Below are 14,278 nucleotides of genomic sequence, written 5' to 3'. Positions count from 1 at the left end.
CGCCATGCATGGCGAGGCCTGCGAGTACTGCGTGCTGGCCATGCGCCTGCTGCCGTGGCTGGCCGTGCTGGTGCTGCTGCTGCCCTTGCTGTGGCGGCCGAAGCCGGTGTTCCCATGGTCGCAGCCGCGACTGCCGCTGCTGCATTGGCCGGCACATGCCGCGCGTGGCCCGCCGCTGGTCTCCACCGTCCGCTGATTTCCCTATCGAATCCGTCGCACGAGGCCTGCAAGGGCGTCGTGCGCGCGTGCGTACCTTGGAGCTGTTTCCATGAAAATGACTTTCCCCGCTGCGGGCGCCCGTGCGCGCCTGCCGTTTGCGCTTGGCGCTGCCCTGGCCGCCCCCTTCGCCCATGCCGCGCCCGCTGAAGAAGCGCGGACGCTGGATACGCTGGTGGTCACCGCCGCCGCGCCGTCCTCGCCGTTGCACTGGGTGACCGATCCGCGCCTGCCGCGGCAGCCGGTACCGGCCAGCGATGGCGCCGATTACCTGAAGACCGTTCCCGGCTTCTCCGCCATCCGCAACGGCGGCACCAACGGCGATCCGGTGCTGCGCGGCATGTTCGGTTCTCGCCTGAACATCCTCAGCAACGACGGCAATCTGATTGGCGCGTGTCCCTCGCGCATGGACAACCCGCTGTCCTACATCTCGCCGGAGAGCTTTGACCGGCTGACCATCATCAAGGGCCCGCAGAGCGTGCGCTGGGGCGCCGGTGCTTCTGCGGGCACCGTGCGTTTCGAGCGCGATACCCCGCGTTTCGATGCGCCCGGGCTGCGTGCCGATGCCAGTGCGCTGGTCGGCTCACGCAACCGCAACGACCAGGTGCTGGACCTGACCCTGGGCAATCCAACGGGCTATGTGCGTGCCAGCGGCAATCGCTCCGAAGCCGATGACTACAAGGACGGCAACGGTGATGTGGTTCCGTCGAAATGGCGCAAGTGGAATGGCGACGTAGCGGTGGGCTGGACGCCTGACGCCGATACCCTGCTGGAGGTCTCCGCCGGTGCCGGCGATGCGATCGCGCGCTACGCGGGGCGGGGCATGGATGGTGCCGCGTTCGAACGCACCAGTTACGCCGCACGCTTCGAGAAGCGCAATCTGCCCGGGGCGTGGGACACGCTGCAGGCGAACGTGTACTACAACGAAGCCGACCACGTGATGGACAACTACACGCTGCGTACGCCGAACCCACACAGCATGATGCCGATGCCGATGGCGTCGAACGTGGATCGCCGCACGCAGGGCGGGCGCATCAGCGCCGAATGGCGCTGGCAGGACGTGCAGCTGGTGGCCGGCATCGACGGCGAAGACAGCCGGCATCGCGGCCGCATGGGCATGGGGCGCGATACCTATAAACAGGCGGACTGGAACACCGACGCCGATTTCCGCCGCTACGGTGCGTTCACTGAACTGACCCTCGGTGCGGACACCGATCAGCGTTGGATCGGCGGGCTGCGCATCGATCGCGCCAGCGTGCGCGATGAGCGTGCCGACATCGGCGGCATGATGATGGCCATGCCCAATCCCACCGCCGGCCAGCGCCGCAGGGAATGGCTGGGCAGTGGTTTCCTGCGCTACGAACAGGACCTCGCCGACGGCCTGACCTGGTATGCGGGGCTGGGCCACAGCCAGCGCATGCCCGACTACTGGGAACTGTTCTCGCCCGATCATGGGCCGGCAGGTGCGGTGAACGCGTTCACCGGCATCCAGCCCGAGCGCACCACCCAGCTCGACGTCGGCCTGCAATACAAGGGCCCGCGCGTGCAGGCCTGGGTCTCGGCCTATGCGGGTCAGATCCAGGACTACATCCTGTTCACCTATCGCGGCAGCGGCATGATGGGCATGAGCCAGGCTGACAATGTGCAGGCACGCATCGCCGGTGCCGAGGCCGGCCTGCAGCTGCGGCTGGACGAGCAATGGAAGCTGGGGGGCACCCTGGCCTATGCCTGGGGCGAGAACCGCGATCAGCATCGACCGTTGCCGCAGATGCCGCCGCTGGAAGCACGCTTGAGCGCTGACTGGGAAGGCCAGCGCTGGAGTGCCGGTGCGCTGGTGCGCGCGGTCACCCATCAGCATCGGGTCGCGGACGGGCAGGGCAACGTGGTCGCGCAGGACCTCGGGCCGAGCAGCGGCTTTGCCACGCTGGCGCTCAACGCGGCCTATCGTTTCAGTTCGCAGCTGCAGCTCAGCGCCGGTGTCGACAACCTGTTCGACCGTGCCTACAGCGAGCATCTGAACCTGGCCGGCAGCGCCGACTTCGGCTTCCCCGCTGACCCTGTGCGCATCAACGAGCCCGGCCGCAGCCTGTGGATGAAGGTGAACTACCGGTATTGATCCGCCGGGCATGGCCCGGCGCTACCGGTGCGCCGCGCACAGAAGGCCTGCGTCCAAAGAAAACGGGGTCGGATCCCCGCCAGGTTCCGACCCCGCCCGGCGCCCTCGGCCAGGCCCCTCGACTGTACGACGGCATCGCCCCTGGCGGGATGGCCTGATACATCCCGACATACGCCGACACTGCGTCGGTGCCCCCTGCATGGAATGGGCACACGGCGCTATCGCAGCCCCCGTTCCACGCCGGTAAACGCTTGGCACATACCGCTTTTGCGGGGCCTTGCCTACACTCGGCGGCCGTGGATCGCTCAGGATTGTTCATGTTGGCTCGTATCGCTTCGACCCTGGCCCTTGGCCTCAGCCTGGCCGTGCTGGCCGGGTGCGCAGGCAAACAGGAGGCCGCCGCACGTCGGCAGGGCGAAGCCGTGCCGGTCACCGCGCAGGTCGTGCAGGCGGTGCAGTGGAACGACACGCTGCAGGCGCTGGGCACGGCCAAGGCGCGCGAGTCGATCAGCGTGACCGCCAAGGTGAGCGAGATCGTCGAGCGCGTGCACTTTGAAAGTGGCCAGCAGGTCGCCGCCGGTGCGCCCCTCGTGACACTGCGCGGGCAGGCCCAGGAGGCCGCATTGGTGCAGGCGCAGGCGACCTTCCGCGAAGCCGACCAGCTGTACAAGCGCCAGCGCGAACTGGCGGCGCAGCGGTTGGTATCCAGTGCCACCCTGGACACGCAGAAGTCGATCCGCGACGCAGCCGAAGCGCGGGTGGCACAGATGCAGTCGGACATCGGCGACCGTCGCGTGCGCGCGCCGTTCGCCGGCGTGCTCGGCATCCGCCAGATCAGCCCGGGCACGCTGCTGACGCCGACCACGGTGATCGCCACCCTCGACGACGTCGAGCGCATGCACGTCGATTTCCAGGTGCCGGAAGTGGAACTGGCGTCGCTGACCACCGGCGACAAGGTGCAGGCCACCAGCGTGGCCTGGCCGGGCCGCACCTTCGAGGGCGAGGTCAGCACCATCGATGCACGCATCGACCCGGCCACCCGTGCGGTGACCGTGCGTGCCGACTTCGCCAATGGCGACCATGCGCTGCGGCCGGGCATGCTGCTCGACGTGCGCCTGTTCCATCCCGATCGACCGGCCCTGGTGGTGCCGGAAATCGCGGTGGTGCAGGTCGGTCGCGACAGCTTCATGTACCGCATCAAGGCCGATGACACCGTCGAACGTGTGGACGTGGTCACCGGCGCACGTCGCGCCGGCGTGGTCGAGATCAAGCAGGGCCTGCAGGCCGGCCAGCGCATCGTGGTGGACGGCACCGGCAAGCTGCGGGCGGGCCTGAAGGTGGCAGCCTCCGACGCCGCGCCCGCCAGCGGCGCGCAGCCGGCGACGGTTGAAGCACCTGCAGCCGCCGAGGGTCACGGCGGATGAAGCTGTCCGACATCTCCATCCAGCGGCCGGTGTTTGCCGTGGTGATGAGCCTGTTGCTGCTGGTGCTGGGCGTGATGTCCTTCACCCGGTTGACGCTGCGCGAACTGCCGGCCATCGACCCGCCGATCGTTTCGGTCTCGGTGGACTACACCGGTGCCTCGGCAGCGGTCATCGAGAGCCGGATCACACAGGTGCTGGAAGACGCGCTGGCCGGCATCGAAGGCATCGATACGATCAACGCACGCAGCACCAATGGCCGTTCGCAGGTCAGCATCGAATTCACCTCCAACCGTGACATCGAAGCGGCGGCCAACGACGTGCGCGACGCGGTCAGCCGCGTGGCCGACCGCATGCCCGAAGAGGCGCGGCCACCGGAGATCGCCAAGGTCGAGAGCGATGCCGACCCGATCATCTGGTTCAACATGGTGTCCTCGACCATGGATACGCTGGAACTGAGCGACTACGCCGACCGCTACGTGGTCGACCGCTTCTCCAGCCTCGATGGCGTGGCCCAGGTCCGCATCGGTGGCCGCCAGCGCTATGCGATGCGCATCTGGCTGGACCGCGACCAGCTGGCCGCACGTGGGCTGACCACCGGCGATGTGGAAACCGCGCTGCGCAACGAGAACGTGGAACTGCCGGCCGGCCGCATCGAATCCACCGACCGCGATTTCACCCTGCGCGTGGAGCGCAACTACATCAAGCCGGAAGACTTCGCGACCATCCCGCTGGGCAAGGGCAGTGATGGCTACGTGGTGCGCATGGGCGATGTGGCGAAGATCGAGCTGGCCTCGGCCGAGCGTCGCGCTTACTACCGCAGCAACGGCGAGCCCGGCATCGGCCTGGGCATCGTCAAGACCTCCACTGCCAATTCGCTGGATGTAGCGCGCACCGCGCGCGCCGAGGCCGAACGTGTCGCGCTGACCCTGCCCAAGGGCACGCAGATCTTCGTTGCTTTCGACAACACCACCTTCATCGAGGCTGCCGTCGACCGCGTGTACGCCACCCTGGTGGAGGCGATGATCCTGGTGCTGGCGGTCATCTGGCTGTTCCTCGGCAGCTTCCGCGCGGCGTTGATTCCTGCGGTCACCGTGCCGGTATGCCTGGTGGCGGCGTTCATCGCGCTGTACGCGTTCGACTTCTCGATCAACCTGCTGACCCTGCTCGCGCTGGTGCTGTGCATCGGCCTGGTGGTGGATGACGCGATCGTGGTGGTGGAAAACGTGCAGCGCCGCATCGACCTGGGCGAACCGCCGCTGGTGGCGTCCAAGCGGGGTACCGCGCAGGTGGCGTTCGCGGTGATCGCCACCACCGCCGTGCTGGTGGCGGTATTCCTGCCGGTCGGCTTCCTGGAAGGCAATACCGGGCGCCTGTTCCGTGAACTGGCGGTAGCCCTGGCCGCCGCTGTCGCGCTGTCGGCGTTCGTCGCGCTGACGCTGACGCCGATGATGGCCTCCAAGCTGCTCAAGCCGCATACCGGGCAGGCACCGCGCGGGCTGCACGGCTTCATCAACCGCAATCTGGAACGCCTGGCCGGCGCCTACGGCCGCGTGCTCGATCATCATGTCGATCGCACGTGGATCTACCTGCTGGTGATGGCCGCTGCGTTGGCGGCCAGCTGGCTGCTGATCAAAGTGCTGCCTTCGGAACTGGCCCCGGCCGAAGACCGTGGTTCGTTCCAGATCATGATCGACGGCCCGGAAGGCGCCGGCTACGACTACACCGTGCAGCAGGTGCAGCAGGTCGAAGCGCTGCTGGCACCGCATGTGGGCGCGGACAAGCCGATCGTGCGCGCCAACCCGCGCGTGCCCGGCGGCTTCGGGGCAAGCGAGGAAATGCACACCGGTCGCGTCAGCGTGTTCCTGCAGCCGTGGCGCCAGCGCAGCGAAGGCACGCCGGAAGTCGCCAACGAACTGCAGAAGGAACTGGACACCATCCGTGGCGTGCGCGTACGTACCCAGGTCGGTGGCGGCCTGGTACGCAGTGGCGGGCAGCCGTTCCAGATCGTGCTGGGCGGCCCGGAATACGCCGAGATCGCGCAGTGGCGCGACCGCATCCTGCTGCGCATGGCCGACAACCCCGGCCTGGTCGGCCCGGACTCGGACTACAAGGAAACCCGTCCGCAGATGCGGGTGAACATCGACCGCCAGCGTGCGGCCGACCTCGGCGTGCCGGTCACCGCGATCGGTTCGGCGCTGGAAACGATGATGGGCTCGCGCCGCGTCACCACCTTCGTCGACAACGGCGAGGAGTACGACGTGCTGGTGCAGGCCGGCCGTGATGGCCGCGCCAGCCCCGCCGATCTGGCCGCGATCCGCGTGCGTGCGACCTCTGGCGAGTTGGTGCCGTTGTCCAACCTGGTCACGCTGAGCGAAGTGGCCGAGGCCGGAACCCTGAACCGCTTCAACCGCCTGCGCTCGATCACCATCAGTGCCGGCCTGGCACCGGGTTATCCGCTGGGCGAGGCCATCGCCTGGGCCCAGCAGGTGACCGGCGAAGAGCTGCCGCAGTACGCGCAGGTGAACTGGAAGGGCGAATCGCGCGAGTACCAGAGTGCGGGCGGCGCGGTGCTGCTGACCTTCGCCATGGCCCTGCTGGTGGTGTACCTGGTGCTGGCCGCGCAGTTCGAGAGCTTCATCCACCCGCTGACGATCATGCTGACCGTGCCGCTGGGCGTGCTTGGTGCGCTGGTTGGCCTGTGGCTGAGTGGCGGCACGGTGAACCTGTTCAGCCAGATCGGCATCGTCATGCTGGTCGGCCTGGCGGCCAAGAACGGCATCCTGATCGTCGAATTCGCCAACCAGCTGCGCGACGATGGCCGCAGCGTGCGCGAAGCGATCATCGAATCGGCGATGGTGCGCCTGCGTCCGATCCTGATGACTTCGATCGCCACCGTGGTCGGCGCCATCCCGCTGGTGGTGGCCGGTGGCCCGGGCTCGGCCAGCCGTGGCACCATCGGCATCGTGATCATCTTCGGCGTCACCCTGTCCACCTTCCTGTCGCTGTTCGTGGTGCCGGCGTTCTACGCGCGGCTGGCCCCGTACACCCGCTCGCCGGAGGCGGTGAAGCGCGAGCTGGAGAAGCAGGAGGCCGACTCGCCGTCGGTGGGTGGTCATGCCTGAGCAGGCGCGGATCCTGCACGGCGCAGGCTTCCTGCTGCGCTCCTGGCGCAGTGATGACCTGCAGTCGCTGCTGCATCACGCCAACGACGCGGACGTCTCGCGTGGGCTGCGTGACCGCTTCCCGTATCCCTACACCCGCGAGGATGGCGAAGCTTTCCTGGGCGGACGCGTACTGGCCCCAGGCACGTTGAACCTGGCCATAGAGATAGAGGGCCAGGCCTGTGGCAGCGTTGGCGCCCAGCAGGGCGTGGCCGAGCGCGGGCATACCGCGGAACTAGGCTACTGGCTCGGCCAGGCCCACTGGGGGCAGGGCCTGATGACCGCTGTGGTCGGCCTGTTCGCGCCCTGGGTGATGGATGAACTTGGCCTGTTCAGGCTGCAGGCCACGGTGGTCGACTTCAACCTGGGCTCGGCCCGGGTACTGGAAAAGAACGGTTTCCAGGAGGAGGGCGTGGAGCGCTGCGCCGTCTACAAGCGCGGCGTCCTGCATGACCTGCGCCGCTTCGCCCGGGTACGCAGGCAGCTTCCGTAACAGGCCGCCGGGCACGGCCCGGCGCTACCGCAGGGGGCACGGTCATTGCCGGTAGCGCCGGGCCATGCCCGGCGGAGAACATGCCCCTACATCCGGCGCTATCGCAGCGACCTTCGATCAGGGAGAATCGACCGGTCCCTTCCAGCCGACGGGACGTCCTCACAACCCGCCGACTGGAGAGAGCGCGCGTGGAAGCTACCGTACATTTCATCAACAGCATCATCTGGAGCAAGGCGCTGATCTTCATGTGCCTGGCCGCCGGCCTGTTCTTCAGCCTGCGCACCCGCTTCATGCAGATCCGTGGTTTCGTCGAGATGTGCCGCCTCACCGTGTCCGGTGAGAAATCCGACGCCGGCGTGTCCTCGTTCCAGGCCCTGGCCATGTCGATGGCCGGCCGCATGGGCATCGGCAACATCGCCGGCGTGGCCACCGCCATCGCCTTCGGCGGCCCCGGCGCGATCTTCTGGATGTGGGTGATGGGCTTCCTCGGCGCCTCCACTTCGTATGTGGAATGCACCCTGGCGCAGATCTACAAGACCAAGGATGCCGAAGGCCGCTACCGCGGTGGCCCGGCCTACTACATCGAAAAAGCGATGGGCCTGAAGTGGTATGCCATGGCCTTCGCCATCGCCACGATCATCGCCGCCGGCTTCCTGATGCCGGGCGTGCAGGCCAATGCGATCGCCGACAGCGTCATCAATGCCTGCCGTGGCACCGCGCTGTGCGGTCCGCTCGATGGCCAGGCCTTCGGCATGGAATCGGCGCAGGCGCTGAAGCTGGGCATCGGCATCGTCGTCGCCCTGCTGCTGGGCGTGGTGATCTTCGGTGGCGTCAAGCGCATCGCCAACTTCGCCGAAGTGGTGGTGCCGTTCATGGCCGCCGGCTTCATCCTGATGGCCATCGTCATCATGATCATCAACTACGACCGCGTGCCGGAAATGTTCGGCATCATCTTCAAGAGCGCCTTCGGAACCCACGCCGCGTTCGGCGCGATGATGGGCCTGGCGGTGGAATGGGGCATCAAGCGCGGCATCTACGCCAACGAGGCCGGGCAGGGCTCGGGACCGCACGCTGCGGCGGCCTCCGAGGTCTCTCACCCGGCCAAGCAGGGTTACGTGCAGGCCTTCGCCATCTACTTCGATACCATGATGGTGTGCACCGCCACCGCCTTCCTGATCCTGGCCAGCGGCACCTACAACGTGTACTCGCCGGTCGCCGGCGCTGAGCCGATCTTCCAGGGCCTGGCCGGCATTCCCGAAGGTGCGGGCTACGCGCAGGCGGGTGTGGAAGCAGTGCTGCCGGGCTGGGGCTCGGCCTTCGTGTCGGTGGCGATCTTCTTCTTCGCCTTCACCACGATCATGGCCTATTACTACATGGCCGAAACCAACCTGACCTACGTCAACCACAACAAGCGCCGGCCGCTCACCGTGCTGCTGCTGCGCCTGGGCATCATCGGCATGGTGGTGTTCGGTGCCTTCCACAACGCCACCCTGGCCTGGGCGCTGGGTGATATCGGCGTGGGCCTGATGGCCTGGCTGAACATCATCGCCATCCTCATCGTGCAGAAGCCGGCCATGCTGGCCCTGCGCGATTACGAACGACAGAAGAAGCTCGGTCTCGACCCGATCTTCGACCCCGATGCCCTGGGCATCAAGAACGCCGATTTCTGGCGTCAACGCAAGCTGGAGTTGTCCCGTAGTGAATGATCCCTGGAAGAATGCCCGCCGCCCGTCGTCGCGACCGCCGCGGGCCACCCCGCTGCCACCGCGTGAGGGCGGCACCCCGCCACCGCCGGGGCGTGGCAACGACGAACTGCGCCTGTACGGCTGGAACGCGGTGCAGGCCCTGTTCGCCAAGCGTCCGCAGGCGCTGCGCAAGCTGTACCTGGTGGAATCGCTGATTCCGCGCATGCAGCCGGTGCTGAAGTGGTGCGTGGCCAACCGCGTGGGCTATCGCGTGGTGGAGGAGGGCGACCTCAACAAGCTGGCCGCCACCACCCATCACGAAGGCCTGGTGGCCGACGTGCTGCGTGCGCCGGTGTTGCCGCTGGCGCAGTGGCTGGCCGAACTGGGCGAAGGCCCGGCGCTGGCACTGTGGCTGGATGGCGTCGGTAATCCGCACAACTTCGGTGCGATCCTGCGCTCTGCCGCGCATTTCGGGGCCAAGGCGCTGCTGCTGCCGGCCAGCAGTACGCTGGCGCTGTCCGGCGCGGCCGCACGCGTGGCCGAGGGCGGCGCAGAGTCGGTGCCGCTGGTGCAGTTGCCTGAGGATGCAGAAGCGATGGCGCAGCTGCGCGCGGCCGGTTTCGGCCTCGCCGCGACCCTGGTCGAGGGTGGCGATGACGTGTTCCGCGCGTCGTTGCCGGCCCGCCTGGTCTACGTGATGGGCGCGGAAAGTGAAGGCATGGATCGCGGCCTGGCCAGCCAGTGTGACCAGCAGCTGTCGATTCCCGGCAGTGGCGCGGTTGAAAGCCTGAATGTCGCTTCCGCCACGGCCGTGTTGCTGGCGCAGTGGGTCAGCCAGCGCGGCTGATGGGCGTGTCTGCGGGCACCGCAAACCGGTGCCCGCACAGCGCAGTTCCAGGTCGAACGGGACTTCCCGGCAGCCGGGCAACGTCTGGCGGTTTTCCTGGCAGTGCCATGCGCAAAGCAGGCATGACGAATTGAAAGTTTCCTTATTGGTGTGCCGTTCCCGGCGACGCAGGGTGGAAGTCCATCCAACGTCGTACAGGAGCGGTTCCCATGCGTCATCCTCCTCGCAGTGCGGTGCGTGTCTGCCTGGTACTGGCACTCAGTGCGCTTGCCGCCGTTTCCGCGCAGGCCAACGAGCGCACGCTCGACGGCGTCAACTTCACCGGCCCGCTGATCACGCCCAATCCTGCCGGCATGCCAGCGGGTCACTGGTACGTCGAACCCTATCTGGTGCGGGTCGACAGTTCCTCGTCCTTCGACCACAACGGCGACCGCCACCGCATCAGCGAACGCAGCGGCGCGTGGGCGATGGTGGTGCCCATCGCATACGGCTTCAGCGAACGGGTGACCGGCCAGGTCAACCTGAGTGCATCACGCGCCGAATCCGGCAACGCACGCAGCCGAGGCTTCCGCGCCGGTGATACCACCGCACGCCTGCAATACCTGTTGCAGGCCCCCAGCGCCGATGGCACCACGCCGGCGGTGTCGATTGCCCTGGTACAGCGCTTCAGCACCGGCAGCCACGACCGCATCACCGGCAATCCGCTGGATGCGCAGGGTGATGGCGTGCAGCGCACCGTCGCCGCGTTGGCCGTGCAGCAGGTGCTGTGGCTGGGCAACGATCGGCCGCTGCGCTGGCGGGCGCAGTTCAGCGCGGGGCCGGCGCCATCGCGAACGGCCATCTCCGGCACCAGCGTGTACGGCACCGAGGACGGCTTCCAGGGCCATATCGCGCGGGGCTCGGTACTGGGTCTTTCCGTGGGCGCCGAATACAGCTTCAACGAACGCTGGGTCGGCGTGATGGAAGTTGCCGCCAGCCGCGAGACCGGCCAGCGCCTGACCGGTTTCGCGCCCGACGCTGCAGGTGGCGTCCGGCCCATCAACGAACACCGCCCGGCCAGTCGCAACCTGACCTTCGCGCCCGCTGTCGAGTACCACTTCAGCCCGTCGCTGGGGCTGATCGCCGGCGTCGAATTCACCGTTGCCGGCCGCAATACCGGCCGCATCATCAGTCCCCAGGTCGCCCTGGGCATGTTCTTCTGATGGGGGCCCTGCGATGAATGTCGAATCGATCGTCAATGCCGTGCTTGCCGTTGTCTGGAGCCCGTACCTGGTGGTGCTGTGCCTGGCAACGGGCCTGTACTTCAGCGTGCGTACCCGCTTCGTGCAGTTGCGCGCGCTGCCGGACATGCTGCGCCTGATGTTCCGTCACGAGCGCTCCGATGCCGGTGTCTCGCCGTTCCAGGCGTTGTCACTGTCGCTGTCCAGCCGGGTGGGCGTGGGCAATATCGCCGGTGTCGCCATGGCCATTGCCTTCGGCGGTCCGGGCGCGATCTTCTGGATGTGGATCGTCGCCTTCCTCGGTGCCTCCAGCGCGTTCATCGAGTCCACCCTTGCGCAGATCTACAAGGATCGCGACGCCAAGGGGCAGTATCGCGGTGGCCCGGCGTACTACATCGAGAAGGGGCTGGGCCAGCGCTGGTACGCCGTGCTGTTCGCGCTGGTCACGGTGCTGGCGGGGGCGATGCTGGCGGGCACGCAGTCCAACGCCATCACCAGTGCGGTGAACGAAGCCTGGGATGTCCCGGTGATGGTCACCACCGGTGTGCTGCTGGTGGTATTGGCGGCAATCCTGCTTGGCGGCGTGCGTCGCATCGCGCGCGTCGCCGAATGGGTGGTGCCGGTGATGGCCGTGGCCTATCTGCTGGTCACTGCGGTGGTGATGGTACTCAACGTCGAGCGCGTGCCTGAGGTCATCGCCCTGGTGCTGCGCAGCGCATTCGGTGTTGACGCCGCATTCGGCGCGATGATCGGGACCGCGATCCAATGGGGGGTACGTCGTGGCGTGTTGTCCAATGAAGCTGGCATGGGCAGTGGCGCGCATCCTGCCGCTGCAGCGGAAGTGTCGCACCCGGTGAAGCAGGGGCTGGTGCAGTCGTTCTCGGTGTACATCGACACCATGGTCGTGTGCAGCGCGACGGCCTTCCTGATTCTCTCCACCGGGCTCTACAACGTCTACGACCCGGCGGTGAACGGTGTACCGGACGAGGCGCGCCTGCTGCTGGGCAACCTTCCCGGCGTGGAAGCAGGGCCACGCTTCGTACAGCACGCGGTGGAGTCGGCCTTGCCCGGCTTCGGCAAGTCGTTCGTCGCGCTGGCGATCCTGCCATTCGCGTTCACCACCATCCTGGCCCTGTACTACATGGCCGAAACCAACGTCAGTTACCTCTGCCGCGATCGTCCCCGAGGGGGGGTGATGGGCACCTTCCAGCTGCTGTTCCTGGCCGCTACGGGCTACTCGGCGATGAACAGTGCGACAGTGGCGTGGGCGCTGGGCGACATCGGCGTAGGCATGATGAGCTGGCTGAACATCATCGCCATCCTGCTGCTGCAGAGGCCCGCGCTGGCCGCGTTGCGCGACTACGAAGATCACCGGCGTCACGGGCGTGACCCGTTGTTCAACCCGAAGCTGCTGGGGGTTCGCAATACCAGCGTGTGGGTGCAGTAAGCACCCAGGCCGGTAGCGCCGGGCATGGCCCGGCGCTACCCAGTCATGAGTCACTCCACGCACAGCGTGGAAGTGGACTCACTCGTTGGGCGGCGTGGTTGCCTTGGCTTCGCTACCGAAGTTGCCATCGGCCTCGGCCGCCAGGTAGGCAAACACGGTATAGGCCGCCACGTTCTGCGCCAGCGCCTTCGGATCGATCTTGTCGAGGGTGTCGTCGGCGGTGTGGTGCAGGTGGAAGTAGTCCGAGCCATCCTGCGCCAGCCACGCCCATGCGCCACCCTTGGCGGCCAGCGGACCGACATCCGGCCCCGGGCCGCCCTTGTCGGCGGCGTACTCGATGCCCAGCGGCTTCATCACCTCGGCAATCTGCCTGGTTGCCTCGCGCGAGCCTTCCGGGTTCGGCGAACCTGTGTTGAAGGCGTAGATGCGGCCAGCACCGAAATCGCTCTCGGCGGCCAGCTGGTGCAGGGCTACGTCCTTGGCATGCGCCTCGGCGTAGGCCTTGCCGCCATACAGGCCCTGTTCTTCGTTGGCGAAGGCGACCACGCGGATGGTGCGCTTCGGCGCCTGCTTCAGCTGGCCGATCAGATGACCGGCGGCCATGGTGATGCCCACGCCTGCGCCGTCATCGACCGCGCCGGTGCCCAGGTCCCACGAGTCCAGGTGTCCACCGATCACCACCACTTCCTTCGGCAGCGTGCGGCCGGTGATCTCACCGATCACGTTGTACGAGGTCGCCGTGCCATCCCAACCGCAGTCCAGTGCGACCTTCACCGTGGTTGCGCCACGGGCAAGCAGGCGCGCCAGCTGGTCGGCATCGGGCACCGACAGCGCCGCCGACGGCACTTGGGTCAGACCGTCATCGAAGCGGGTGATGCCGGTGTGCGGCACGCGGTGCGAATCGGTACCGGCCGAGCGCATCAGGAAACCGATCGCGCCCTTGCGGATGGCCTCGGACGGGCCCTTGCTGCGGATCGCGCCGCCACGGCCATAGTCGCGGCCATCGCGGAACGGCAGCATCTGGTAATCGACGAAGGCGATCTTGCCCTTCAGCGAACCCGCCGGTGCGGCCTGCAGCGCGGCCAGATCGGCAAAGCGCACTACCTCGGCTTCAACCGTACCGCCCGGGCTGCCACCCAGCGCGGTGATCTGCAGCGGTTGCGGGTTCCTGCCGGTCACGGCGGCGTGTTCATTGCGGCGCTCCCATTTCGGGAAGGTCACCGGTTCCTTCCACACCTTGTCAAAACCCAGTGCCTTGAACTTGGCTTCGGCCCAGGCCACGGCACGGGCGTCGGCCTCGCTGCCGGCGATGCGCGGGCCGATCTCGGTGGTCAACGATTCGACCACCTTCCAGCCGGTGTCATCGGCCAGCGCCTGGTCGCGCAGCTGCGCCGCGGTGGCCAGCGAAGCCGGCGGCAGGGTGGTGGCATGCGGCGCCGCGAAGGCCGGCGCAGCCAGCAGGGCGAGGGAGGATGCGATGGCAAGGACGCGGCGACGCATGGACAGCTCCGGGAAGGGTGTAAGCCTTGGAGCTTAACAGTCGTTCAGCGCCGCGCATGGGCGGGAGGTCATGGCCGGCGCGGATGCTGTTTTCCGCCAGATGCAGCAAAGCGAAAGCCCCGCCGGAGCGGGGCTTTCGCATGCCTCTGCGGTCGCGCCGGGCATGCCC

10 protein-coding genes are annotated in these 14,278 nt (G+C 67.4%); 9 read left to right on the top strand and 1 reads right to left on the bottom strand.

What is annotated here, in order from left to right; translation table 11 throughout:
* From AB4Y84_RS02455 to AB4Y84_RS02415, 9 genes are all read left to right on the top strand, one after another.
* On the top strand, positions 1 to 196 hold a 196-nt coding region (locus tag AB4Y84_RS02455; protein WP_442249728.1), incomplete at its 5' end, for a DUF2946 family protein.
* Between the two features lie 72 nt (positions 197 to 268).
* A complete protein-coding gene (locus AB4Y84_RS02450; RefSeq protein WP_442244422.1) occupies positions 269 to 2,332 on the top strand; it encodes a TonB-dependent copper receptor in 2,064 nt (687 codons plus the stop codon).
* Positions 2,333 to 2,649: 317 nt separating this feature from the next.
* Positions 2,650 to 3,756: an efflux RND transporter periplasmic adaptor subunit gene (locus AB4Y84_RS02445; RefSeq protein ID WP_025874264.1), complete on the top strand. Its 1,107-nt coding sequence runs from the start codon at positions 2,650 to 2,652 to the stop codon at positions 3,754 to 3,756.
* Entirely contained in the window at positions 3,753 to 6,878 is a 3,126-nt protein-coding gene (locus tag AB4Y84_RS02440; protein WP_025874265.1) for an efflux RND transporter permease subunit, read from the top strand. The genes AB4Y84_RS02445 and AB4Y84_RS02440 overlap by 4 nt, the downstream gene beginning before the upstream one ends.
* Positions 6,871 to 7,410 (top strand): GNAT family N-acetyltransferase, encoded by a 540-nt coding sequence (locus AB4Y84_RS02435; protein WP_442244421.1) that lies wholly within the window; start codon positions 6,871 to 6,873, stop codon positions 7,408 to 7,410. The genes AB4Y84_RS02440 and AB4Y84_RS02435 overlap by 8 nt, the downstream gene beginning before the upstream one ends.
* Positions 7,411 to 7,598: 188 nt before the next feature.
* Positions 7,599 to 9,116, top strand: a complete 1,518-nt coding sequence (locus tag AB4Y84_RS02430) for an alanine/glycine:cation symporter family protein (protein ID WP_223496347.1) — start codon at positions 7,599 to 7,601, stop codon at positions 9,114 to 9,116.
* Positions 9,109 to 9,942: a TrmH family RNA methyltransferase gene (locus tag AB4Y84_RS02425; protein ID WP_025874268.1), complete on the top strand. Its 834-nt coding sequence runs from the start codon at positions 9,109 to 9,111 to the stop codon at positions 9,940 to 9,942. Before AB4Y84_RS02430 ends, AB4Y84_RS02425 begins: the two co-directional genes overlap by 8 nt.
* A 209-nt stretch (positions 9,943 to 10,151) precedes the next feature.
* On the top strand, positions 10,152 to 11,144 hold the full coding sequence (locus tag AB4Y84_RS02420; RefSeq protein WP_253079497.1) for a hypothetical protein: 993 nt from the start codon (positions 10,152 to 10,154) through the stop codon (positions 11,142 to 11,144).
* 13 nt (positions 11,145 to 11,157) lie between these two features.
* Positions 11,158 to 12,609: an alanine/glycine:cation symporter family protein gene (locus AB4Y84_RS02415; RefSeq protein ID WP_312111521.1), complete on the top strand. Its 1,452-nt coding sequence runs from the start codon at positions 11,158 to 11,160 to the stop codon at positions 12,607 to 12,609.
* 78 nt (positions 12,610 to 12,687) lie between these two features.
* Here AB4Y84_RS02415 and AB4Y84_RS02410 read toward each other — a convergent pair whose 3' ends face one another.
* On the bottom strand, positions 12,688 to 14,109 hold the full coding sequence (locus tag AB4Y84_RS02410) for a M28 family peptidase (protein ID WP_442244420.1): 1,422 nt from the start codon (positions 14,107 to 14,109) through the stop codon (positions 12,688 to 12,690).
* Positions 14,110 to 14,278 lie beyond the last annotated feature (169 nt).

This window comes from Stenotrophomonas sp. 2YAF22, from assembly GCF_052114665.1.
Classification (GTDB): domain Bacteria; phylum Pseudomonadota; class Gammaproteobacteria; order Xanthomonadales; family Xanthomonadaceae; genus Stenotrophomonas; species Stenotrophomonas indicatrix.
This window is presented reverse-complemented; position numbering and strand designations above follow the sequence as displayed.